Source organism: Alteromonas australica, from assembly GCF_000730385.1.
Classification (GTDB): domain Bacteria; phylum Pseudomonadota; class Gammaproteobacteria; order Enterobacterales; family Alteromonadaceae; genus Alteromonas; species Alteromonas australica.
This window is the reverse complement of record NZ_CP008849.1, coordinates 1,855,230-1,878,228: the sequence shown is the minus strand read 5'-3', so window position 1 is coordinate 1,878,228 and position 22,999 is coordinate 1,855,230. Positions and strand designations below refer to the sequence as shown.

Genomic DNA, 22,999 nt, shown 5'->3' with positions numbered 1-22,999 from the left:
TCAACCTGGCACCCAATGTCATAATTATACTTTCGTTGGCGAAAAATGTTCTACAATAAATGTAGGGCTTCGGCTCGAACCTATTTGTTTTCGTACATTTGTGTATCAGTATGACTTGGTTACAGTGAGGCCGTAGTATGACTCAATCAAATATGCCACAACTTGTGCTTGCATCTTCTTCCGCCTACCGCAAGCAACTACTCGCGAATATCGGTATTCACGTAGAAACCTGCGCACCGGATATTGATGAAACCCCCGAAGATGGTGAATCCCCCATAAATCTAGCAAAACGACTTGCTGCGGAAAAAGCGAAAAAAGTGGCGAGGCTAAACCCAAACAAAATCATTATTGGCAGCGACCAGGTTGCCCTCGTTGATACCGGGGACGGTAAAAAAATACTGGGTAAACCGCATACGGTTGAAAATGCCCTTGCACAACTTACCCTCTGCCAAGGAAAAACCGTTTCTTTTTATACAGCGTTAAGTTTGTGCCAACACTTTGGTGATGGGACGGCCAAACAAAGTACCAAAGATAAAGAAGAAACTTGTGTCACCCGGGTAGAAGAAACATGCGTTTTCTTTCGCCGCCATAGTCAAGCCCAACTACAAGCCTATATTGATGCCGAACAACCCCTCGATTGTGCAGGTAGCTTCAAATGTGAGGGGATGGGTGTTTTACTCTTTGAGCGTATTACCAGTCGCGACCCCAATACGCTCATTGGCCTACCCACCATGTTGCTTCACAATATGCTAGATAGACACTTTAATATTGACTTGCTCGACTTAGCAACTCAACAACGCTGGGCTTGTCAGTAATAGCGGCTGTAGTTCGCTTACAGAATGCACAACAGCTTTAGGCTGCAGTGCTTCTAAATGAACCTGAGCATGGACACCGTAAGACACGCCTATCCTGTCCATGCCAATGGACTTTGCCATTTGCATGTCATAGGTTGTATCGCCAATCATCACCGCATCGCTGGCTTGAATATCGAGTTCATCAAGAATTTGCAGCAGCATATCGGGTGACGGTTTAGACTCAGCATCATCAGCACACCGTGAAGTGGTAAAATAGTGCCCTGTATTGGTTTGCTGCCAAGCACGAGATAACCCTCTGCGAGCTTTACCTGTGGCTACAGCCAGAATTGCGCCGCTTTCTTTAAGCGATGCTAGTAAAGATTCAACCCCATCAAATAATGGGCAAGGGGTGGTATCTTGCGACACAAATGCCTCTTTATAGGCTAAGACCAGCCTTTCGGCCAAAGCTTCATCATCGGTATTAAACAGTTGTTTGATGGCAGGCTTTAAGCTGATTCCTATGATATGCCCCACCTCTTCAGCACTAGGCACGGTAACACCGCATTGATCGGCGGCCAGTTGCATACAGTTTATGATTTTGGCAGCGGAATCCATTAGCGTGCCATCCCAATCAAAGATAACGAGTTTGTAACGACTTTCTCTCATGAACGACATCAGGCCTTAGGAGTGATTAAGCATGCTTGCTAAGCGCATTTAACGTAGCGCTTAATGTGGCATCCAATGGCGCAGTAAACTTCACCCGTTCCTCAGTACCAGGATGGATAAGAGAAATACTGTGCGCGTGAAGAAATAACCGGCTCAGGCCAATTTTACGCATTTGGTTATCAAATTCAGCATCGCCGTATTTAGGATCGCCGCCAATGGGATGGCCCGCATGTAAACAATGCACGCGGATTTGGTGAGTTCGCCCGGTAATCGGCGACGCCTCAACAAGGGTAGCCCCTTCAAATTGCTGCAAAATGCGGTAGCGGGTTTCAGAAGGCTTGCCATCGTCGCCCACACTCACCATGCGCTCACCTGATTGTAGTGTATTTTTACGTAGAGGCGCTTTCACTTTAAACCGTGTTGAAGGCCACTCCCCTGCGACTAAGGCTTGATAGCGCTTATCCATTTTGCCGGTACGTAATTGTTCATGCATGTGTCGCAATGCCGACCGCTTTTTCGCAATCAGAATACAGCCTGAGGTTTCCCTATCCAGGCGGTGCACGAGTTCCATAAACTTCGCATCAGGACGCAATGCCCTTAACCCTTCAATTAAACCAAAGCTTAATCCGCTGCCACCGTGCACCGCAATGCCAGAAGGTTTATTCATAACCAATATACGATCATCTTCAAATAAAATATGGCTCTCAAGGGAGGCGATTTTATCTAATTTTGGCGAAGGCGCAGGTGCACCCTCAGACACCCTCACCGGAGGGATCCGCACCACATCGCCGTCAGCCAATTTGTATTCGGGTTTAATTCTACCTTTATTCACGCGAACTTCGCCTTTACGCAAAATTCGGTAAATCATGCTTTTGGGCACACCCTTAAGTTGAGTGCGCAGAAAATTGTCAATTCGCTGGCCGGCCACATCTGCGTCTACGGTTACAAATTGTACTTTTTGGGGAGTCTGTTCTTTCATGAGGGGGAGTATACCGCATTGCAAAAGGTCTCTGGAACATAAAACACCCATGGCATGAAAAAAATCCGCCATTTGCCTGCAAAAAAATTAGCTTATGGTTGAACATTTAGCGTTGCTTGCAATTAATCATGCTTTATTTCCCTACAAACCTTGCGTAAATACGCCCTTTGGTGCGATAATGAAGGGTGTTTTTTATTCAGTAATTAATTGATAAAAAATAACATCTCGCAGGGTTGGACACACCATACGGTTTAAGAATACCGCTAATACTCCTCTCTGCGAATAAAGGAGTACTGTTCGTTTTCGGTTTGCATTATTCGATGAATAAGCCCCTTGAAGGGCAGTTTTACACCGAAACAACGAATTATAGAGGCAACGACTACACTGCCGTTAGATAATTCAGATAGTACTCGCGAGCACATAATAAGTTCGCCATTTAGCAAACAGAATTGAATTGACGAAATAAGCAGTGCGCATAAAGGCTGCTTATTTACCTGTAAGAAAGAAATAAGGGCGTGTCGCTCCCGACATCCTTTAAAACAGACAATGCGCAATAAGTTGTAATCCAGCCAAATGAATCGGCACAGGCTTATTGCGTTAAGTTTTAAGATCATGTTTTAGGATAATGCGACGTTACAACAAAGTCCCCGTCCAGCCGTGAGGTTGCGCGGTGAGGGTTTGCACATGTCACTTTAATTTTGTGTCTAAATGGCTGTATAAAACAGAGTTAGATACAATGAAAAGAATGTTAATTAATGCAACTCAACAAGAAGAGTTGCGAGTTGCCCTCGTTGATGGGCAACGTTTGTATGATTTAGATATTGAAAGCCCAGGACACGAGCAGAAAAAAGCCAACATTTACAAGGGTAAAATTACTCGCGTAGAACCTAGCTTAGAAGCCGCTTTTGTTGATTATGGTGCTGAGCGCCATGGCTTTCTCCCCCTCAAAGAAATTGCCCGCACTTACTTCCCTAAAGGTTACAGATTCGAAGGTCGTCCTAACATCAAGGACGTTATCAAAGAAGGCCAAGAAGTTATTGTCCAAATTGACAAAGAAGAACGTGGCCAGAAAGGGGCTGCATTAACCACCTTCTTGTCGTTAGCGGGCAGCTACCTAGTATTAATGCCAAATAACCCGAGAGCAGGCGGTATTTCTCGTCGTATCGAAGGTGATGAGCGTACAGAGCTTAAAGAATCATTAAGCAAACTTGATCTTCCTGATGGCATGGGCTTAATCGTTCGTACTGCGGGTGTAGGCAAGTCTTTTGAAGAACTTGAGTGGGATCTTAAAGTGCTATTGAAGCACTGGGATGCCATTTCTGGTGTGGCAGCTGAGCGTGAAGCTCCCTTCCTTATTCACCAAGAAAGTAATGTTATTGTCCGTGCTATTCGTGACTACTTACGTCGCGACATTGGCGAAATCCTTATCGACAAAACCAGCATATATGAACAAGCATTACAGCACATTCAATTGGTACGTCCTGACTTCGCAAACCGCGTAAAACTTTACCGTGGCGAAGTTCCATTGTTCAGTCACTACCAAATTGAAAGCCAAATAGAATCGGCATTTCAACGTGAAGTTCGCTTACCGTCAGGTGGCTCAATTGTTATTGATCCTACCGAAGCACTCACCTCAATTGATATCAACTCTGCCCGCGCCACAAAAGGCGGAGATATTGAAGAAACTGCGCTGAATACCAACTTAGAAGCAGCAGACGAAATTGCACGTCAGCTACGCCTACGTGATTTAGGTGGCTTGGTGGTTATCGACTTTATCGATATGACACCGGTAAGACACCAGCGTGAAGTTGAGAACCGGATGAAAGATGCAGTACGAAGTGACCGTGCTCGTGTTCAATTAGGCCGTATCTCTCGCTTTGGCTTATTAGAAATGTCACGCCAACGCTTACGTCCTTCATTGGGCGAGTCGGCACACCATGTGTGTCCTCGTTGCTCAGGTCACGGCACTATTCGTGGTACTGAATCTCTTGCGCTTTCTATCCTACGTATTCTTGAAGAAGAAAGCATCAAAGAAAACACGGGGCAAATTGAAGCGCAGCTTCCGGTCCCTGTTGCCACGTACCTGCTAAACGAAAAGCGTAAGTCTATCCAGTTACTAGAGAAGCGCCACGGTGTAGATTTATTACTTATCCCTAACGCAAATCTAGACACGCCACACTATCAAGTTCAGCGCCGTCGCCCTGATGACGTGGTGTCAGAAGCGAGCTACGAAGTTGATCTTATGCCTGCGGTAGAAGCAGAAACAGAGACCACAACAGCCGCCCCAGTTAAACGAGAAGAGCCTGCCCTTAAAGGTTTAGTTGCCCCCACCGCGGCACCTGTTGTTGCGCCTAAAGAGGCACCATCGAAGCCTGCAGATGTACCTTCTTTGTTCTCTCGTATTGGTAAATGGTTAAGCGACCTCTTTGGTAGCGAAGAAAGCAAAGAGAAAGAAACCAAGGAACAGCAAAAACCGGCAAGCAAAGGGCACCAGTCACGTCAGCGTAATAACGATGACAGACGTCGTAAGCCTCGGAAAAATAACCGTCGTCATGGTCAGCAACCACAAAACAAAGAAGGTGGTGATCAGGAACAACGTAAGCCACGTCAAGATCAAGACGAAAAACGTAACAACCGCAATCGCAAACCGCGTAAGGCGCAGCAGCCCCGTGATGAGCAACAGACCACTAAGCCGGTAGATAAAGCACAAAGCCAAGACAACAGCCAAGAACCGCAAGCGCAGAAAAAGCGTGAAGTTGCTGAACGTCGTAAGCGTCGTGATACACGCCGCAGTGTTCGAGTGAATAAAGACGAAGATACTCAAGTTCAAGCTAAGAACAAGGTGCCCGCTAAAGCGAAGCCTGTGAAAGCAATGGCGGCTGAGGAAGGCAACGAAAAAGCGCCTAAAACAACCAAGCCAAAAGCGAATGAGTCAACCCCTAAGCAAGAACAGACTCAAGCGCCTAAGAAGCCGAAAATAGATGAGACCGACGTTATTGAATCTAAGGCGCAAGAAGAGGTAACGCCTTCTACACCTAGCACACAAGACGAAAATGCTAACCAGACTCAGGATGAAAATGGTCAGAAACGAGAAGGCAGAGGCCGCTCACGTCGTTCACCTCGTCATGTTCGTGCAGCAGGACAACGTCGTAAGAAGGATGCGCAAAACGCATCAGAAGACGGCGCCAATGTAGAGTCTAACGATACCGCGCAAACCCAAGCAGCAATGCCCGGTAAGTTAGAATCAGAGGTCCAGTCTTCAGAAACAGACGCGCCTGTTGAGCCGCAAGTCGCTGTTGAGTCTACGCCAAGCAATGAACAAAGCGAAGCGCAACCTCAAGCCGCTGAAACGCCAGCAGAAGCTACGTCGCCAGCGAAAGACGTAAGCCAAGCGCCAAGTGAAGAAGACTCGACGCAAGCAGATAAGCCCGGTTTGCTAGAGCCTGCAAGCGAAGAAGCCGCTGATGTTGTGCAAGACGAACTTCAGTTCGATCTTACTTCTCCAGATGCTGATGCCAATGCTAAGCCAGCGAAGCCTCGGGTTAAAGTGCCTGTAGAAGCGCAAGCAACGCCACCTAAGCAAGTTGAAATAGATTTGAATCACGATGGCGATAGCGCTGAAGCACCAAGCGCGCAAGAAAGCAGTGCTGATGTGGCCCCAGAGGTGGTTGTGGAAGAAAAAGCTCAAAGCAGTGATGCTGACGTTGCCGACGAAAAGCCGGTAACCCCTAAGTCGGTGAAGACATCGGTTATCAACACGAGTTTGGCGGCAAGTAGCTTAGGTAAACGTAGGGCATCTCACCCTATGACATTACCGGCTTCGGTTGATGATGCATTTACTGATGTGGCACTAGTGGCAAAAGCAGATGATACACGTCCTGCCATCACGGTATGTGGCAAACAAGCGCTAATGCGTGATGTTGTTGGAAAGGCTTCTGCCCCTACCACGTTGCCGGCAAGCGTAGACGTAGCCTCTCAACATGTTGAGTCGGCAGCTGAAAGTGACGAAGAGACTGAGTCTCAAGCCGCTAACAGCTAATTCCGCTGGCCATTCTTTGGCAAAGTGAAATAAAGACAAAAGCCGCTTAATCAGCGGCTTTTTTGTCACTTCTTTCTTAACACCATTGCTAGCCCTCTTGCGGGTATCAGTAAGGCGCTTTAAAGAATAAGGCTGATGATAAAATGGTTGATGAAGTTAACTCTGAATTTATAAAGTGGCTCGCACAGGCTACCCAATGTGAAGTTAAACACGCCACGCTTATACAACCACTTTGGAGTGAGCAAGGAGCTTGTTTTAGAGCCACCTTATCCCCTGTCGGAACAAGTGCGACAAAACGTGTGGTAGCCAAATGTGCACAACCTAGGCTGGGTAGCCATCATCCTAAAGGCTGGAGCGGCAATACCAGCTTTAAACGAAAATGTCGCTCATTCAAGGTAGAAGCCTACTTTTACACTCACCTTCAACCCTTCACAACGCAAGATTGCAAAACCCCAAAGACCATTGCGCTTCTCCCCTCGCCTGCCGGGCAAAACCAAGAGGAACAACACTCAAACGACACGCTTATTGTGATGGAGGATCTTGCAAATCTTGGCTATGAGAAAACCACCATGGAATTATCGCCCGATGATGCCGTTGTTGTACTTAAATGGTTGGCGGCATTTCATGGGCAGTTTATGGGGGTTAGCGATAAAAACCTATGGCAAGAAGGGACTTATTGGCACCTTGGCACACGGCTAGATGAATTTAACGCCATGAAGGCGAGCCCCCTTAAAGATGCAGCTCATGGCCTATCTACCCGCCTGAATAAGGCAAAATACCATACCGTGCTGCATGGTGATGCCAAAGTCGCTAACTTTTGCTTCACCAGTCACTTATCGCACTGCGCCGCTATCGATTTTCAATATACGGGCCATGGCGTTGGGGTAAAGGACGTCGCCTATTTTTTAGGAAGTGCATTAAGTGAATCTGATCAACTTGCCCACAACCAAGACTTACTAGAGGTGTATTTACAAGCCCTGAAACAAGCACTCAATAATAAGGTGACTATAAAGAGGCATTCTGATCGTGAAATTAATGAAATATTACAAGAATGGCGAAGCCTCTACCCCTTTGCCTGCGCAGATTTCCATCGTTTTTTAGCCGGATGGTCACCAGATCATTGGAAAATAAATGCGGAGTTAACCAAGCAAACACAACTTGCACTGAACGCGCTGGGATAACCACAGCAGTTCGTCGTACCAGTATGTCGATTGAACGAGGGTGAGTTGGCAGGTAAACCAAAGCCACCTAAATTGAACACTCGTTCAAACTACACGATAGGTTTTTTATGAAACGGTTGCTGCTTATACTTTGCTGTTTAGTTTCACTCCCCTCCCTAGCGCATAATCATGAAACCCATGCCGCTTCTGCTGACATGCTCCCTGCCCCCAAAGTGATATTTTTCGACGTCAATGAAACCCTACTAGACTTAACTGCCATGCGCAGTTCTGTGGGCGAAGCGTTAGGCGGACGCAATGATTTACTACCACTATGGTTTTCTACTATGTTGCATCACTCGTTGGTTGACTCTACAACTCAACGGTTTCATACCTTTGGTGAAATTGGCGTAGCGTCTTTACTTATGGTGGCAGAAATAGAAGGTATAACGCTATCAAAAGAAGACGCCAAAAAGGCAATAGTCACGCCACTGAGAAGCCTTCCTCCTCACGGTGATGTGGTTGAAGGGCTTAAAGCACTGAAAGCGAAAGGCTACACTTTGGTAAGTTTAACTAACTCGTCGAACAAAGGGGTTTATACCCAATTCAAGAATGCCGACTTACTGTCCTATTTTGATAAACGTTTAAGTGTAGAGGACATTAATTTGTACAAACCTGACTTGCGCGCGTATGCATGGGCAGCTGAACAAATGCAAATTAAACCCGAAGACGCCATGTTAGTCGCCGCTCACGGTTGGGATATTGCGGGCGCAAAACAAGCGGGTTGGCAAGCTGCATTTATCGCTCGCCCCGGTAAAGTGCTTTATCCTCTTGCGTTAAAGCCAGACACCGTGGTTTCCGGATTAAATGAACTTGTCGCACAATTGCCTGACGTGAAGTAGCAGCTAGCGAAATCAGTCCTCCCCGTTAAACACAAGCACCGCCCCTTACTGGGGCGTTCTTTTCATATCCACATGAGGTATGCCATCTTCCAAATACATGTCTGAGGTAGGCACAAAGCCGAAACTTTCATAAAACGACAACAGATAGGTTTGTGCGCCAATTTCTATTTCGCTGTTTGGCCAGTAAGATTCACAATACTTGATGGCAGTTTCAATGAGCAGCTTACCCCTGCCGTTTCCGCGATAGTCTTGATGTGTGACAACCCTACCTATGCTGGCCGAAGGGTAGCTAACACCGGGGGGTAACAACCTTGCGTAAGCAACCAGTTTGTCCTGCTCAAATCCCATGAGATGGCGCATGTCGCAATGCCTGTCCTTTTCATCTAGATCAGGATATGGGCAATTTTGCTCTACCACGAAGACATCCACACGAAGTTTTAGTAATTCGAATAGTTGATGCGTCGTTAACGCGTCAAATCCAAGGCTTTTCCAATTTATCATTATTATCTGGGGCGTTTTATAGACGTTTAAGATGGTGCTAAGTTTACCCCAATTCTACTGCAATCAGAACCAACCCCTGATAGCCCACCAGGTTAGTTCATTGCCCTTGCCCTATTATGATGCAGCCATGGGACAAAAATTTCGCAAAATGCTCGCTGAGTTCGGGATTGTCCGCTGATTTTCACGCTTTTAACCCAAGTTATCTTAGGCGCAGTTCTTGTATAAATTAAGAGTGAAAGTGAAGCCAAAGACAAAACGTTAAAGGCGAGACCACTAGCAAGGGTTAGCACCGCCGTAACTGTCGTGGCTCAACAAAAACAACTCCAAATAATAAAACCAATGGTGAACAGGCAAATGAAAACATTTATTGAAAACATGCCTAAAGCAGAACTTCATGTTCATATAGAAGGCACACTCGAACCTGAACTAAGCTTTGCTTTGGCACAAAAAAATGGCGTCACCCTTAACGCGAAAACCCCAGAAGAAATGATTGCGGCCTACAACTTTCACGACCTTCCTTCGTTTTTAGACATTTATTACGCAGGTATGAGCGTATTAATAGGCGAAGAAGATTTTTACCAGCTTACCATGGCTTATCTCACTCGCGCCGCTCAGCAGAATATCGTGTATGTCGAACTTTTCTTCGACCCGCAAGCACATACCTCAAGGGGCGTAAGTTTCCACACCGTGATAAGTGGAATAGACAGAGCCAGAACTGACGCAGCCACGCAGCTTAACGTAGAATGCCAGCTAATTCTGTGCTTTTTACGTGATATGTCTGCAGAGTCAGCCATGCAGCATTTAATGATGGCTGAGCCTTACATAGATAAACTTGTGGGCGTGGGGTTAGATTCAGATGAGAAAAACAATCCACCAGAGAAATTCAGTGCGGTGTTTGCCAAAGCCAGAGACATGGGGTTAAAACTCACCATGCATTGCGACGTCAATCAAGACAACACTTTAGAACATATACGCCAAGTCATTGAAGAGATTAAGGTTGACCGAATAGACCACGGCGTCAATATACTGGCCTCTACGGAATTATGCGACCTTGCCAAAGCAAAGAAACTGGGGTTAACCGTTTGCCCAGTATCAAATAAGTTTGTGGTTCAATCCCTGACGTCCAAAGAGATAAAAGACATGCTAGCGTTGGGCCTCACCCCTTGCATTAACTCTGATGATCCCTCTTATTTTCGTGCCTATTTGAACGAAAACTTAGTCGCGCTGCAGGAAGAAGGCGGGTTTAGCAAACAAGAATTAGTGACATTGGTAGAAAATAGCTTTAAAGCAAGTTGGTTGTCTGAGGAAGGGAAAGCACATTATTTGGCGCAGTTAGACCATTACGTTGCGGCAAAGTCAGCGGCGTAAGCAGCCACTTCACCGTAAGCAAAAAGGCGGGTATCGGCATTAACATATTGCGATACCCAGCCGCCCTTACTATCCTTTACCACGTTAAATCATCAGGAATTTCATACTCAGCGTACCAATCTTCTTCTTGCTCGTCTTTGCCATCATTACCACGGGTATCTAAGTCGGCACGATAGACGATATAGCTCTCATCACGCTGGGCGATTTTATCAGCTACCGGGGTGGGTACTAGCTCGTAAGCGTCATCAAGGAGCACCACGGTTAAGCGACCTTTAGTGACTTGCTTGTGAATGTCATTACTGACATACATACGCTTGACCACATTTTCATGGGTGAAATTAAGGACAATATCCCCTTTACGTTCTTGTTTATTTGTGGTGATAAGCTGTTTAACTTGCGCGGCAATTGAACGTTTCTCTCGTTCTTGCTGTTGCTGTTGGTTCAAGGCGCGATCTCGCGCTTTCTTTTCCTCTGCCGCTTTTTGCGCCGCCAGTGCTGTTTCATCAACTGTCGGTTGTTTCTGCTTGTTTTGCTGCTTTTGCTTTTTTCGTTTATCTGCTCGAGCTTGTTTGGCGGAGGCTTTATCCGCTAGCCCCGCTTTTAATAACTGATCTTGTAGTGAAGCCATGATTTCTTCTCTATCTCTTGTCGATATATTCAATCGCAAACAGGCTTAGTTTGAGCCAATTTAGCGTGTAATCGAGTAATGTACATCACATAAATAAGCCCGACAAAATGCGGGCTTATTTGACCTAAACGTTGCGCGCATTAAGCACTATTTTTTCTTTGCTTTCGCTTTAGCAGCTGGCTTTTTCGCAGCCTGCTCTTGCCATTTGCCGTCGTCATACCACGCCGACCAGCCTGTAGCCTTTCCAGCTTCATTTTCCGACATCACATACTGCTGTTTAGTCTTACGGCTGTAACGAACAATGGCCGGATTACCTTCAGGATCCTTTTGTGGCGCATCTGCAAGATAATAGAATTTCGGCGAAATTCTATCCCTAAAGCGCGCCAACTCTTCCACTTTCGGCGCACGTGTCTCTCGCGACTTAGGGAAGTTATGCGCCGCTAAAAAGATACCTGACGCCCCGTCCCGTAACATAAAGTGGGCATCTGATTTCTCGCAAGGAAGCTCAGGTAAATCCACTGGATCTTCCTTCGGTGGCGCAGCTTCACCATTTCGCAACAGCTTGCGAGTATTTTTACACTCTTCATTGGTACAGCCAAAATACTTGCCAAACCGGCCGTTTTTAAGCTCCATGTCGCTACCACATTTATCGCACTCGATAATAGGGCCGTCATAGCCTTTAATCTTGAAGGTGCCACTCTCTACCAAGGTGCCATCACAGGTCGGGGTATTACCGCACACGTGAAGTTTACGAGATTCATCAACGAGGTAGCTGTCCATGGCGGTGCCACATTTTGGACAACGCTTTTTCGAGCGTAGCGCTTCTGTCTCAAGTTCTTCTTCGTCATCAACCTTCACCACTTCATCACCAGCGGTAAGGTTCATGGTGTTTGTACAGCGCTCTTTCGGCGGTAAGTTGTAACCAGAGCATCCAAGGAAAACCCCGGTAGAGGCGGTACGTACGTTCATTTCGCGGCCACATTTATCACATTCAATGCCCGCAGGAACCGCTTGATTAAGACGCATACCGCCTTCTTCAGGGTCCTTCTCAGCGTTCAGTAACTTGCCGTAAAAACCACTGTAGAAGTCGTTGAGCACGTCTTTCCAGTTTTTATTACCCTCAGCAATATCATCTAATTGCTGTTCCATGTTTGCGGTAAAGTCGTAACTCATTAAATCGTCAAAGTTTTCCATGAGACGATCATTAACAATTTCACCCATTTTCTCGGCATAAAAACGTTTGTTTTCTAAACGCACATAGCCGCGATCTTGAATGGTTGAAATAATACTCGCATAGGTAGATGGGCGACCAATACCACGTTTTTCGAGCTCTTTAACCAGTGATGCTTCATTAAAACGCGCAACAGGCTTGGTAAAGTGCTGCTTAGGATCTAACGCTTTTAATTCGAGTACGTCACCTTTTTGAACGTCTGGCAACATGAGCTCTTCGTCGCCTTTCTTACGCAATTGAGGCTGAACACGGGTCCAACCATCAAACTTAAGTACGCGGCCCTTCGCTGTTAGTTCATAGTCGCCAGCAGACACTCGAATGGTGGTCGCATCGTATTTCGCTGGGGTCATTTGGCAGGCCACAAATTGACGCCAAATTAATTCGTAAAGACGCTGAGCATCACGCTCCATATCGCCTAGGCTGGCAGCTCCTATGCTAACGTTAGAAGGACGGATAGCTTCGTGCGCTTCTTGCGCACCTTCTTTACTGCCATAGCGAATAGGCGAGTCAGGTAAATACTTGTTACCAAAATTATCGGAAATATACGCCCGTGCACTATCAAGGGCTTCTTGGCTCAAATTGGTTGAGTCGGTACGCATATAGGTGATGTAACCCGCTTCATATAAACGCTGGGCCATCATCATGGTTTTCTTCACGCCAAACCCTAAGCGTGTGCTTGCCGCTTGCTGTAATGTAGAAGTTATAAAGGGCGCAGAAGGTCGGCTTTGTGTCGGTTTCGACTCACGGCTTTCAACTTGGTAATTTGCGCCATCTAACTCGGCCAACGCTTTGTCTGTTTCGGCTTTATTTTTGGGCTTAAACGCATTGCCCTGATGTTTTGCCACCAACATGCGCAATGCGGCTTGTTGTTGGCTGGTTAAGTCGGCGTGCACATCCCAAAACTCTTCGGGCACAAAGGCTTTAATTTCACGTTCACGCTCAACAACTAAGCGTACAGCTACCGATTGAACTCGTCCTGCGGACAGGCCACGAGCAATTTTTTTCCATAACAGTGGCGACACCATAAAACCAACAACACGGTCGAGGAATCGACGTGCTTGCTGTGCATTCACCCGGGAAATATTAAGTTCGCCCGGATCAGAAAACGCATCTTGAATCGCGTTTTTAGTAATTTCGTTGAACACGACGCGCTGGTAAGTTTTACCTTTGCTTCCTAGCAACTCTTGCAAGTGCCACGCGATGGCCTCCCCTTCACGGTCCAAATCCGTTGCGAGATAAATAGTATCAGCGTCTTTGGCTAACTTCTTGAGTTCGTTAACCACTTTTTCTTTGCCTTGCAACACTTGATAGTGCGCTTGCCAATCTTTTTCTGGGTCAACACCCATGCGATCGACAAGTTTCAAATATTCGTGACGACGAAGATATTCTAGTCGCTCTTCATCGCTTAAAGTTTTGAGTTCTTTTGCCGGTTTTTTAGGCTCAACTTTGCCTAATGCCTTCGTTGGAAGATCTCGCACGTGGCCAACCGAACTTTTTACGATAAAATCTTTACCGAGATATTTATTTATCGTTTTTGCTTTGGCTGGTGACTCGACTATGACCAGTGATTTTGCCATATAATTGAACTAAACCTATTGATTTTTAATGACTATTTACGTCAAATTCCGAAAATTGGAGTACCTTTGCCTGCTTGATGAGATACCCGCTCTTTTTTAACATATATCTACAAAGTGAATGGAAAACAAGATCTTCTTCATACTTATTCTTTCCACTGCTTTAAACTCACACAAAAACTGTTTAAATAGTAAGCAGCACGATTGGCAATGCCCTTAAAAACCGTATAATGCCAGCCATTCGGCATACCCAAGGCGCATTCTTCTTCTAAACGCGCATACCTTGGCGTGCCTATTTGCTGTATTTGAATACCGGCGACTATATAGCCTAGTGTGCAAATGCCTAAACACCAAATAGAGGGAAAGTATGAAGCAGTTTGAAGTTAACTTTGATGGCCTTGTTGGCCCAACCCATAACTATGCCGGTTTGTCTTTCGGAAATGTTGCTTCTCTTAATAACGCTAACGCAATCAGTAGCCCTAAACAAGCAGCCAAACAAGGGTTGGCAAAAGCCAAAGCCCTCTCTGACATGGGCATGGCACAGGGTGTACTCGCCCCACAGGAGCGCCCCGATATTGCAGCCCTGCGTCGTTTAGGCTTTAGCGGCTCAGATGCTCGTGTTCTAGAAAGCGCTGCAAAGCAATCTCGCGAGATTTTCTTAGCATGTTGCTCTGCCAGTAGCATGTGGACGGCAAATGCCGCCACTGTGTCTCCTAGCGCCGATACTGCGGACGGACGGGTACACTTTACCCCAGCAAACCTCACCAACAAGTTCCACCGCTCTCTGGAGCCTCAGGTCACCGGCAATATCCTAAAAGGCACCTTTGCCAACGACAAATACTTCGCCCATCATCAACACCTTCCTGATAACGAACATTTTGGTGACGAGGGTGCTGCCAATCATACTCGGCTTTGCAGCCAGTATGGTGAGTCTGGCGTTGAGCTTTTTGTCTACGGTCGTCATGCATTTGACCCAAGCAAACCAGCACCCACCAAATTCCCTGCACGCCAAACGCTAGAAGCGTGCCAAGCGGTTGCGCGTTTGCATGGCCTCGACGACGACTCGGTGGTGTACATGCAACAAAACCCTGACGTTATTGACCAAGGCGTATTCCACAACGACGTGATTGCCGTAGGTAACCAAAATGTGTTGTTTTTCCACGAGCAAGCGTTTTATAAAAAGGACGCTGGCCTTGCGGAAATTCAAACTAAATTTGGTGAAAAGCCCCTGCACTTTATTGAAGTACCTACCGATGAAGTATCTGTACAAGATGCCATTAGAACGTACTTATTTAACACGCAAATCATTACCTTACCCAACGGCGAAATGACCATAATTGCGCCTACTGAGTGTCAGGAAAATGAAGCCGTTAGCCGTTATCTAGACAAGCTTGTCACCCTAGGTACACCGATTAAATCTGTCAATTATTTTGATGTTAAACAAAGCATGCGTAATGGCGGCGGCCCAGCATGCTTACGTTTACGGGTGGCCATGAACGACCAAGAGCTAGATGCAGTAAATCAGGCTACCTTGATTAACGATACGCAGTTTACCCGTTTAAACGCGTGGATAGAAAAGCATTACCGTGATGAATTGCGCGAAGATGACCTACGGGATCCGCAACTATTAATAGAATCTCGTACTGCCCTCGATGAACTCACGCAAATCCTGAAAATTGGCTCAGTTTATCCGTTCCAGCAAGTTTAAAGATGGTTTAGGCTCGCCGTAGTGCGCTGCGAGCCTAAGATGACTGTGGGTTAATTGGCAATAGGACAGGCATCAGAACCAAAAGGATTAGGCGGCGGCATCGACTCTTCTGAAGACAGATCGTCTGCCGCAGCTTCCAAGCCAAAACGCATGCTGGCTATCGCTTCACTGCCGGAAGATTTACCGTAAACCGTCACGACCATCTCAACCCAACCACCGTAATTTTGTGGATAGCGGTATGCTAAGGTTGCCTGACCATTTTCATCGGTGATGGCATCAGAAGCAAAATTCACAGTACCGATAATACCTGGTGTTAGCATGCCATCGTCATTGGTATCTTCATCATAGGTACTTGGCTCTGGCGCAATATCTAATATGCCGTTGTCGTTTTGATCTTCGTTTTCACAAAAATAAACCGGTGTATCAATTGCCCACACAGTGCCAGTCCAATACCAAGAGCCTTTGTAATAGCCACCACCATCTACCCATTTTACTGGGCTGATTGACGCGGTTAACTCCACGTCGCTTACTGGCTGTCCTGCACTATCTGAAACAAACACTGCAAACTCTTTTGTGTAACTGGTGTCATCTGACACCAAAATGGTGTTGCCTGTACCAAGAGAAATGTCAAAAGCGCGGTTGCCTACTGTTAGCAACACTTCATCTTGAACTTCAGGCGCTTCTACCGCTTGTGCTGTAATCACTACAGATTCATGACTCGACACGGCACCTGAGGTGTAAACCGTAGTAGCAATACCATTACTGTCAGTGGTAGCCTGAGACGGAGATATTGTCCCCGTGGAAGGGTCATCTACATTAAACGACACCAATGCCCCTTTCACTAAGTTATCGTTTTCATCTCTAATAATGGCGGTAATAGAGCTGGTTTGACCGTCGGGCCCTAAAATTTCTGTGGAGGCATCTACTTGTATGTAATAGGGGGTTGTAGCGATAAACTCTACCTCTAGCGTAGCGACCACCTCTTCGCTTCCATCTGTACCTAACCCTGACGCCGTAATCGTGGAAAAACCCGCATTGTCCGACACAATATCAAAGGAAAACTCACCATTGTTGTCTGTCACAAGAGGTTGCGCTGTGGTGACCGTGCCCCTAGAGGCCGTTATTCTTACCTCTCTTCCCTCCAAAGCGCTATTATCGCGCTGCCAACGCCCCACAATAGTGGCACTGGTTGATAGTGCGACTTCCTCGGTCGGCGCCTGCACAAATTCAAATTCGTCTTGTTGAACTTGAATCTTTTGTACAAACAGAGCCGATAACGCAGCGGCGCTAAAACTGTCTTCTCCTGAGGTGGTGGCCGTATAGAAAACACTCGCCTGGCCATCGGCACCTGACACCACTGAAGTGGTAGACAGTGTTCCTGTACCGGGCGTTAGGGTAATCGTTTGATTAGGCAAGGCTTCTCCATCCGAGTCTTGCACTCTTAACGTATATTCCACAGTGTCATTTAAGATAACCGAAGTGGCTCCGTTAATGGTCACTTCTGTGCCTGATACCTCAATATCTACGTACTCCACCAAGGTGCCAGTTTGTGCAGTAATTCTAACGTCTCTGTTAGAAGCATCGTTTTGAGAGGTAATAATAGCGCGAGCGGTGCCGTCTGCCGCTGTAACCGACTGCGTCAGTTGGAGCTCGACACCTGCATCACTAGGGGCTGAGAAGCTCACTTCCACGCCCTCTACTAGCACGCTTTGCTCATTTTTTACCAACGCAATAAGTTCTATTTCATCATTGCCACTGGACGCTAACTGCACCGCACTGGCATACAATAACAAAGACGCAGGTTGTATATTGGCCCCCCCACTACCTTCAGAAGAAAAGGTTGTGGTTCCGCTTTCTCCAGACGATAAGCTTGCGGTAATTTCACCATCACCAGAGGCAGTACCTACCGTTAAGCCTATGCTGGCAATACCGTCTTCGTTAGTGCGCGCAGTCGCAATATCATTACTAAAATTGGCTAACGTAGGTTCGCTTATCGCGAAGGTAAGTAATCTATCTGACTGAGGATTGCCGTTGGTGTCTTTCACCTCTGCAACTAAAGTAAGGGGGTTATTAATGGTGAGAGATTTGTCACTTACCCCTGCGTCGTTTTCAAGACTCAAGGTTACCACTATGGTGGCCGACGACCCGTCAGAACTTCCCGAATCGGTGCTGTCGTCCCGTGACACAGAGCCTCCTCCGCCACAAGCAAACAGAGTGAAAATTGTACTAATAATAAAGAGTGCCTGAGTCAATGATCGCGTATTTAGTGGCATAATTCGTTCCTGAACCTCTATAAATGACAATTGCGTCGTTTTTTATGTTTAAAAATCAAAAGAATCTGGCACACTAACTGTGACTAAAAATATAAAAATGCTCAGGGAATCTAAATGTCTCAATCCGCACATAAATATAGTTTAACCGCCAGGATCTTTTTCGGCATGGCTGCCGGTTTTGTTGTTGGTTTATTGCTCCAGCTCTTGTTCGATGATAGCGGAGATTTTCAGTTTTCGATATTCGGTATGACGCTTTCCACGTATGACATTTTCGTCGAAGGTATATTTTCTACCTTAGGCCAAATATTCATCGACAGCTTAAAAATGCTGGTTGTCCCGTTGGTTTTCGTTTCCTTAGTCTGTGGCACCAGCGCCTTGTCTGACCCCAGTAAATTGGGTCGCTTAGGCATTAAATCGGTTGGTTTGTATATTGTCACAACCGCCATTGCTATCACACTGGCTATGAGTATGGCTTTACTGGTTTCGCCAGGCGAAGGCCTAAGTCTTAGCACCGAAACCACCTATCAAGCGAAAGAAGCGCCGAGCTTGGGCGACGTCATTATTAACATGGTGCCTAGCAACCCAGTCAATTCGTTGGCACAAGGCAACATGCTACAAATTATTGTGTTTGCCGTATTATTTGGTGTGGCTATGGCCATGACCGGAGAAGCGGGTAAGCGATTAAGTGCAGTATTTGAAGATTTGAATACCGTGGTTATGCGTTTGGTTACCATTATTATGAACCTCGCGCCTTACGGTGTATTCGTGTTAATGGCCAAACTTTTCGCTACCATAGGGGCGGAAACCATATTGGGCCTAGCCAAATACTTCTTCCTGGTATTTGGGGTGCTTATATTGCACGGCCTAGTGACTTACTCGGTATTGCTTAAAACCCTCAGTGGATTAAGCCCCCTGATGCTGCTTCGCAAAATGCGCGACGCGGCTATCTTCGCGTTTAGTACTTCTAGTAGCAGTGCGACTTTGCCAGTCACCATGGAGACCGCACGCAATAAGTTGGGAATAGGTAACTCTGTTTCGTCATTTACTCTCCCTCTTGGCGCTACCATTAATATGGATGGTACAGCCATTATGCAGGGGGTTGCCACGGTATTTATTGCTCAGGTTTACGGTGTAGACTTATCGATGAGCGATTACCTCATGGTAATTCTTACCGCAACTTTAGCCTCTATTGGCACCGCGGGTGTACCCGGCGTGGGTTTAGTCATGTTGGCGATGGTGTTACAGCAGGTGAACCTGCCAGTGGAAGGTATTGCACTTATTATTGGTGTAGACCGCCTCCTTGATATGACCCGCACGGCGGTGAATATTACCGGCGACTGTATGGTGTCATGCGTAGTGGCGAAGAGTGAAGGTGCATTAGATGAAGATGTCTTCAACAACCCGAAAGCGGGGCAAAAAGAAGAAGATGTCGACTTTAAACATTTCGATAAAAATGATGCATAAATCTATGCATACTCACATTTAATTAAAAAAGGGGCTGAATCGCCCCTTTTTATTTGCCTGCTATTTAATCACTAATGCAAAGACTCAGCAGGCGATATTTTGGCGGCTTTATGCGCTGGGTATAATGTGGCTAGCACTGACAAAGTCAGTGCCACCACTATGGTTACCCCAACGTCTGCCCAATGCAATTGCGAGGGCAAAAAGTCGATAAAATAAATGTCGCCAGACAGCAGGCTAATGCCTAATGCCGTTTCCACACTTTTCACTATTGCCGACAAATTAGGCGCGATGATAACCGCTAAGCCCACCCCGACTGACATACCCACGAGGCCATTCAACGCCCCTTGCAGCATAAATGTTTGTCGAATTAAGCTGTCTGAGGCCCCCATGGTTTTCAAAATTGCAATAGACGCTTGCTTTTCTTTTACCGCCATCACCAACGAAGACACAATATTAAAACAGGCCACCGCTATCACTAAAACCAACGCGATGTACACCACGGTTCTCACTAACTGTATATCTTTGTAAAGGTGCCCTTGAGTGCGGGTCCAGTCAGACATATACACCGCTTGCGGATAACTATAGCCAATATCACGCATGGTGCTGTAAGCAGAGAAAGGATCGTACAAGCGAAATCTAAGCCCCATGGCTTTCCCTGTCAAACCGGCAGCGGAAGAGGCTTTTGCTAAATGCATAACACCAATGTGATTATCAAGCTCTCCGCCAACACTGATCACACCCGCCACGATTAAGGTTACTGTGGTAGGCGCTGAAAAACGCAAGTCAGCATGGGTAACCGGAATCAATGCTTGCACAGCATCGCCTTTTGAAATGCCTAACTTATTGGCAATGCCCTTGCCCACCAATACCCCGTCTTTATTGCCTTGAAACGCGCGCCAGCTATCTTCGCTGACTTGTTGTTTGAATGCACTAGGGTCATTATTAACGTCTATTCCAGTAAGAGAAACTGCCTTTAGCTCACCTTTAAACTGCAACATACCGGTAAGTTCGGTGTAAGGCACAACACTTTCTACCCGAGGGTCGTCATTGAGCCGATACAATTGAGCGTCTAAATTTTCAATCCCCGTGCTATCCACACTGTAAAGCTCACCGTGAGCCACAACCGAAAGAATTCGATGGGTCAATTCACGCTCGAAGCCGTTCATCACGCTCAATAAAATGATAAGAACGAAGCAGCCTAGTCCAATGCCAAAGGTAGAAGAGAGGGAAATAAAGGAAATAAACCTGTTTTGCGTTTTTGCATGCCGAAAACGGCGCGCCAACTGCCATGCTAGTTTCACGTTAACCTGCCCTAGTTTTGCGTACTTAGAATGCCATCTTTTATGCGAAGGATACGATCCATACGAGAGGCAAGCGCGGTGTCATGAGTCACCACCACAAACGCGGTTTGTTTATCGCGGCTGAGTTTTTCAATTAATTGATAGACCTGTTCGCCGGTAGAATCATCCAAATTACCTGTTGGCTCGTCTGCTAACACAACCGCAGGGTCGTTCACGAGCGCTCTAGCAATAGCGACACGTTGACGCTCCCCTCCCGACAAGGCATGAGGTAAATGCGCCATACGATGCGCCAGCCCCACTTCTTCTAGTAACACTTGGGCTTTCTGACTCGCCCTTGCGGCACTTTCGCCACCGATACGTAACGGCATAGCCACATTTTCTAAGGCGGTGAACTCACCAAGAAGATGGTGAAACTGATAAATAAAGCCCATTTCCTGATTGCGTAAGGCAGCCAGCTGGGCACTATTTAATGCGGTGATTTTTTTATCTTGGAAAAAGACGTCACCTTCACTGGGTTTGTCTAGACCGGCAAGGATATGCAGCAAGGTACTCTTCCCCGAACCAGAGCTACCGAGAATTGCCACTTGCTCCCCCGGTTTTACCGACAACGAGACGTGGTGTAATACAGGGGTAGTGGTTTCACCATCCGCATAAGTTTTACTGACTTTATGGCAATGTAATACGTCTTGCATGCAACTTTCTATGTCCTTTTACTTTATGCATGCATGGTAGCGCGGAAGCCCTTCCGCGCCAATAGCTTAAAGCCGCTATGTCGACGCTTTAATCGCAGCAGCTAAACTTTTCGCAGCTTGTGGTTTACCAAATAACCAGCCTTGGCCATATTTTACCGCCATATCATTCAATTCTTTGCACTGGTCTATGTTTTCTACACCTTCAGCAATAAGCGTTACATTAAGCCCTTCAGCAATATTGACGATATGCGGAATAAGCGAAGAACGAATACTGTTATCTTCCATGTCCATTACAAAGCTGCGATCTATCTTTAAGAAGTCACAATTAAGAGATTTAAGTTGGCTTAAATTAGAATACCCCACGCCGAAATCATCAATGGCTACCATGAAACCTTTGCTTTTCAGGGCTTTAATATGCTTCACCGCACTGTGAGTTGCCAGTTGCTCGTCTTCAGTGATCTCAAGCACAATCTTAAAGTTCTTCTCGTTTATCTCTAAGATCCAATCAAGATCTAACGCACTTTCGCGAGTAAAGTCGGAAGGGAATAAATTAAAGGAAACCTTAAATCCTTCGGGAATATCAGGGTTTGCGTTAAGTTCTTCCATCGCTGATTTAATCATCACCATGGTAAATTCCCAGGTTTTTTCCTGCTCTCTTACCTGTGGAATAAACTCATCTGGGTAGATAGGGCCAAATTCGTCTTCAAAACGACTTAATACTTCGCAGCCAATGACCTGTCTAGAGGCTAAATCCACAAAGGGTTGATAGAGGCAAAAAAACTTATTGTGTGCAAGGCCATTTGTAATTCTGTATTCAATCGACCGACGTCGGCGCAGATAATTAAAGGTTACCATGTGCGATAGCGCCGCCGTGGTAAGCATAATAAAAATGAATAAAACTAACTTACTGTTGTGTAAACTAAACAAACGACCTTTGTCCGATTGCACTTTCAGACACGTATTTGAATACCGCTCATCACACATAAAGAAGGACAGTGAGAAATAACGGTTTATATACTGTTGTTCATCTTTATTGACAGTGTTTTCGATTAAACGCGGGTTACCGGCAATATGATAAAACTGTTCGCCGTTATATATAAGTTGCCAGTCTTGAGAACTACTAAAGCCTACCACCCCATCCATATTCAGCACGGCGTTGTATTTTCCCCGTTTGACGATGGTACCTGTGGCTTGCGCTTCAAATAATTTAAGGGGCGTATTAATCCAAAAAGCATCATTTAACCCTGTATAGAAATCCGGTGGTGCTTCTTTGAAGGGTTCGTCTAAAACCCCCAAATACGTACTACACACCAAAAGTCCATCTTCATAGAAGCCAATTTCTTTTACAAAGCGAGAGCGAAATAGGGTTTTGCGCATTTCCGACAAGTTTTCCATGGTACAGGTGTCGTAGGGCAACATATTGAGGTAATCAATCGTGCGTTCTGCGTCTTGGAAGATAGCTCTTACACTGTCTAAAATGTCGCGGGCGCGCGCTTCTTCTTGTCCTCGGATCACTGCAAACATCAATATGCCCAACAAAAGGGTAATCAGCGAAACACTCAACAAAGATACCGCAACGGCTTTTAAATTATCCGCCACAAAAAATTGTTTTTGTTCATTACGAGTCATAAGCAAGACTCACGTATAAAAATAGGGGAAGGAAAAAATACAACGGCATTTAAGGAAATTACATCAAAACTTAAGCATAGCAATAAGCATTAC

At 46.1% G+C, this 22,999-nt stretch carries 16 protein-coding genes; 7 read left to right on the top strand and 9 right to left on the bottom strand.

The annotated features are described in order from the left end of the window. The first annotated feature begins 152 nt into the window (after positions 1-152). A complete protein-coding gene (locus tag EP13_RS08315) occupies positions 153-815 on the top strand; it encodes a Maf family protein (protein WP_044058847.1) in 663 nt (220 codons plus the stop codon). On the opposite strand, the gene EP13_RS08310 is transcribed toward EP13_RS08315, so the two are convergent. Then, positions 783-1,460, bottom strand: coding sequence for an HAD-IA family hydrolase (locus EP13_RS08310; RefSeq protein WP_044056884.1), 678 nt, complete (start codon positions 1,458-1,460; stop codon positions 783-785). The two genes, EP13_RS08315 and EP13_RS08310, sit on opposite strands and share 33 nt — an antisense overlap. 25 nt (positions 1,461-1,485) lie before the next feature. Next, complete coding sequence (rluC, locus tag EP13_RS08305) at positions 1,486-2,439, bottom strand: 23S rRNA pseudouridine(955/2504/2580) synthase RluC (protein ID WP_044058846.1); 954 nt, start codon at positions 2,437-2,439, stop codon at positions 1,486-1,488. 736 nt (positions 2,440-3,175) lie between these two features. Here rluC and rne point away from each other — a divergent pair. The 3 genes from rne (at position 3,176) to EP13_RS08290 (ending at position 8,537) form a co-directional block, all read left to right on the top strand. Next, complete coding sequence (gene rne / locus EP13_RS08300; protein WP_044056883.1) at positions 3,176-6,478, top strand: ribonuclease E; 3,303 nt, start codon at positions 3,176-3,178, stop codon at positions 6,476-6,478. Positions 6,479-6,621: 143 nt separating this feature from the next. Further along, positions 6,622-7,659 carry an oxidoreductase family protein gene (locus tag EP13_RS08295; RefSeq protein WP_044056882.1) on the top strand — a complete coding sequence of 346 codons (1,038 nt, stop codon included), beginning with the start codon at positions 6,622-6,624 and terminating at the stop codon, positions 7,657-7,659. Between the two features lie 194 nt (positions 7,660-7,853). After that, entirely contained in the window at positions 7,854-8,537 is a 684-nt protein-coding gene (locus EP13_RS08290) for a haloacid dehalogenase type II (protein ID WP_044058845.1), read from the top strand. A gap of 45 nt (positions 8,538-8,582) precedes the next feature. Here EP13_RS08290 and EP13_RS08285 read toward each other — a convergent pair whose 3' ends face one another. Then, positions 8,583-9,038 (bottom strand): GNAT family N-acetyltransferase, encoded by a 456-nt coding sequence (locus tag EP13_RS08285; protein WP_044056881.1) that lies wholly within the window; start codon positions 9,036-9,038, stop codon positions 8,583-8,585. Between the two features lie 354 nt (positions 9,039-9,392). On the opposite strand from EP13_RS08285, the gene add reads away from it, so the two are divergent. Beyond that, positions 9,393-10,406 carry an adenosine deaminase gene (gene add, locus EP13_RS08280; protein WP_044056880.1) on the top strand — a complete coding sequence of 338 codons (1,014 nt, stop codon included), beginning with the start codon at positions 9,393-9,395 and terminating at the stop codon, positions 10,404-10,406. Positions 10,407-10,482: 76 nt separating this feature from the next. Here the strand turns inward: add and EP13_RS08275 are convergent, their stop codons facing one another. Together EP13_RS08275 and topA are read right to left on the bottom strand one after the other, a co-directional pair. Further along, complete coding sequence (locus tag EP13_RS08275) at positions 10,483-11,034, bottom strand: DUF2058 domain-containing protein (protein WP_044056879.1); 552 nt, start codon at positions 11,032-11,034, stop codon at positions 10,483-10,485. A 147-nt stretch (positions 11,035-11,181) separates the two neighbouring features. Continuing rightward, complete coding sequence (topA, locus tag EP13_RS08270) at positions 11,182-13,842, bottom strand: type I DNA topoisomerase (RefSeq protein WP_044056878.1); 2,661 nt, start codon at positions 13,840-13,842, stop codon at positions 11,182-11,184. A gap of 364 nt (positions 13,843-14,206) precedes the next feature. Here topA and astB point away from each other — a divergent pair, with 364 nt between their 5' ends. Beyond that, positions 14,207-15,547 carry an N-succinylarginine dihydrolase gene (gene astB, locus EP13_RS08265; protein ID WP_044056877.1) on the top strand — a complete coding sequence of 447 codons (1,341 nt, stop codon included), beginning with the start codon at positions 14,207-14,209 and terminating at the stop codon, positions 15,545-15,547. Positions 15,548-15,597: 50 nt separating this feature from the next. Here astB and EP13_RS08260 read toward each other — a convergent pair whose 3' ends face one another. Then, positions 15,598-17,820, bottom strand: coding sequence for an Ig-like domain-containing protein (locus tag EP13_RS08260; RefSeq protein WP_044056876.1), 2,223 nt, complete (start codon positions 17,818-17,820; stop codon positions 15,598-15,600). A gap of 114 nt (positions 17,821-17,934) precedes the next feature. On the opposite strand from EP13_RS08260, the gene EP13_RS08255 reads away from it, so the two are divergent. Then, complete coding sequence (locus EP13_RS08255) at positions 17,935-19,284, top strand: dicarboxylate/amino acid:cation symporter (RefSeq protein WP_044056875.1); 1,350 nt, start codon at positions 17,935-17,937, stop codon at positions 19,282-19,284. Positions 19,285-19,355: 71 nt separating this feature from the next. Here the strand turns inward: EP13_RS08255 and EP13_RS08250 are convergent, their stop codons facing one another. The 3 genes from EP13_RS08250 to EP13_RS08240 all read right to left on the bottom strand — a co-directional run bounded on the left by EP13_RS08250 (position 19,356) and on the right by EP13_RS08240 (position 22,906). Beyond that, a complete protein-coding gene (locus EP13_RS08250) occupies positions 19,356-20,585 on the bottom strand; it encodes a lipoprotein-releasing ABC transporter permease subunit (protein ID WP_044056874.1) in 1,230 nt (409 codons plus the stop codon). 11 nt (positions 20,586-20,596) lie between these two features. Next, positions 20,597-21,277, bottom strand: coding sequence for a lipoprotein-releasing ABC transporter ATP-binding protein LolD (lolD, locus tag EP13_RS08245; protein ID WP_044056873.1), 681 nt, complete (start codon positions 21,275-21,277; stop codon positions 20,597-20,599). Between the two features lie 75 nt (positions 21,278-21,352). Further along, positions 21,353-22,906, bottom strand: coding sequence for an EAL domain-containing protein (locus EP13_RS08240; protein ID WP_044056872.1), 1,554 nt, complete (start codon positions 22,904-22,906; stop codon positions 21,353-21,355). Positions 22,907-22,999: the final 93 nt, after the last annotated feature.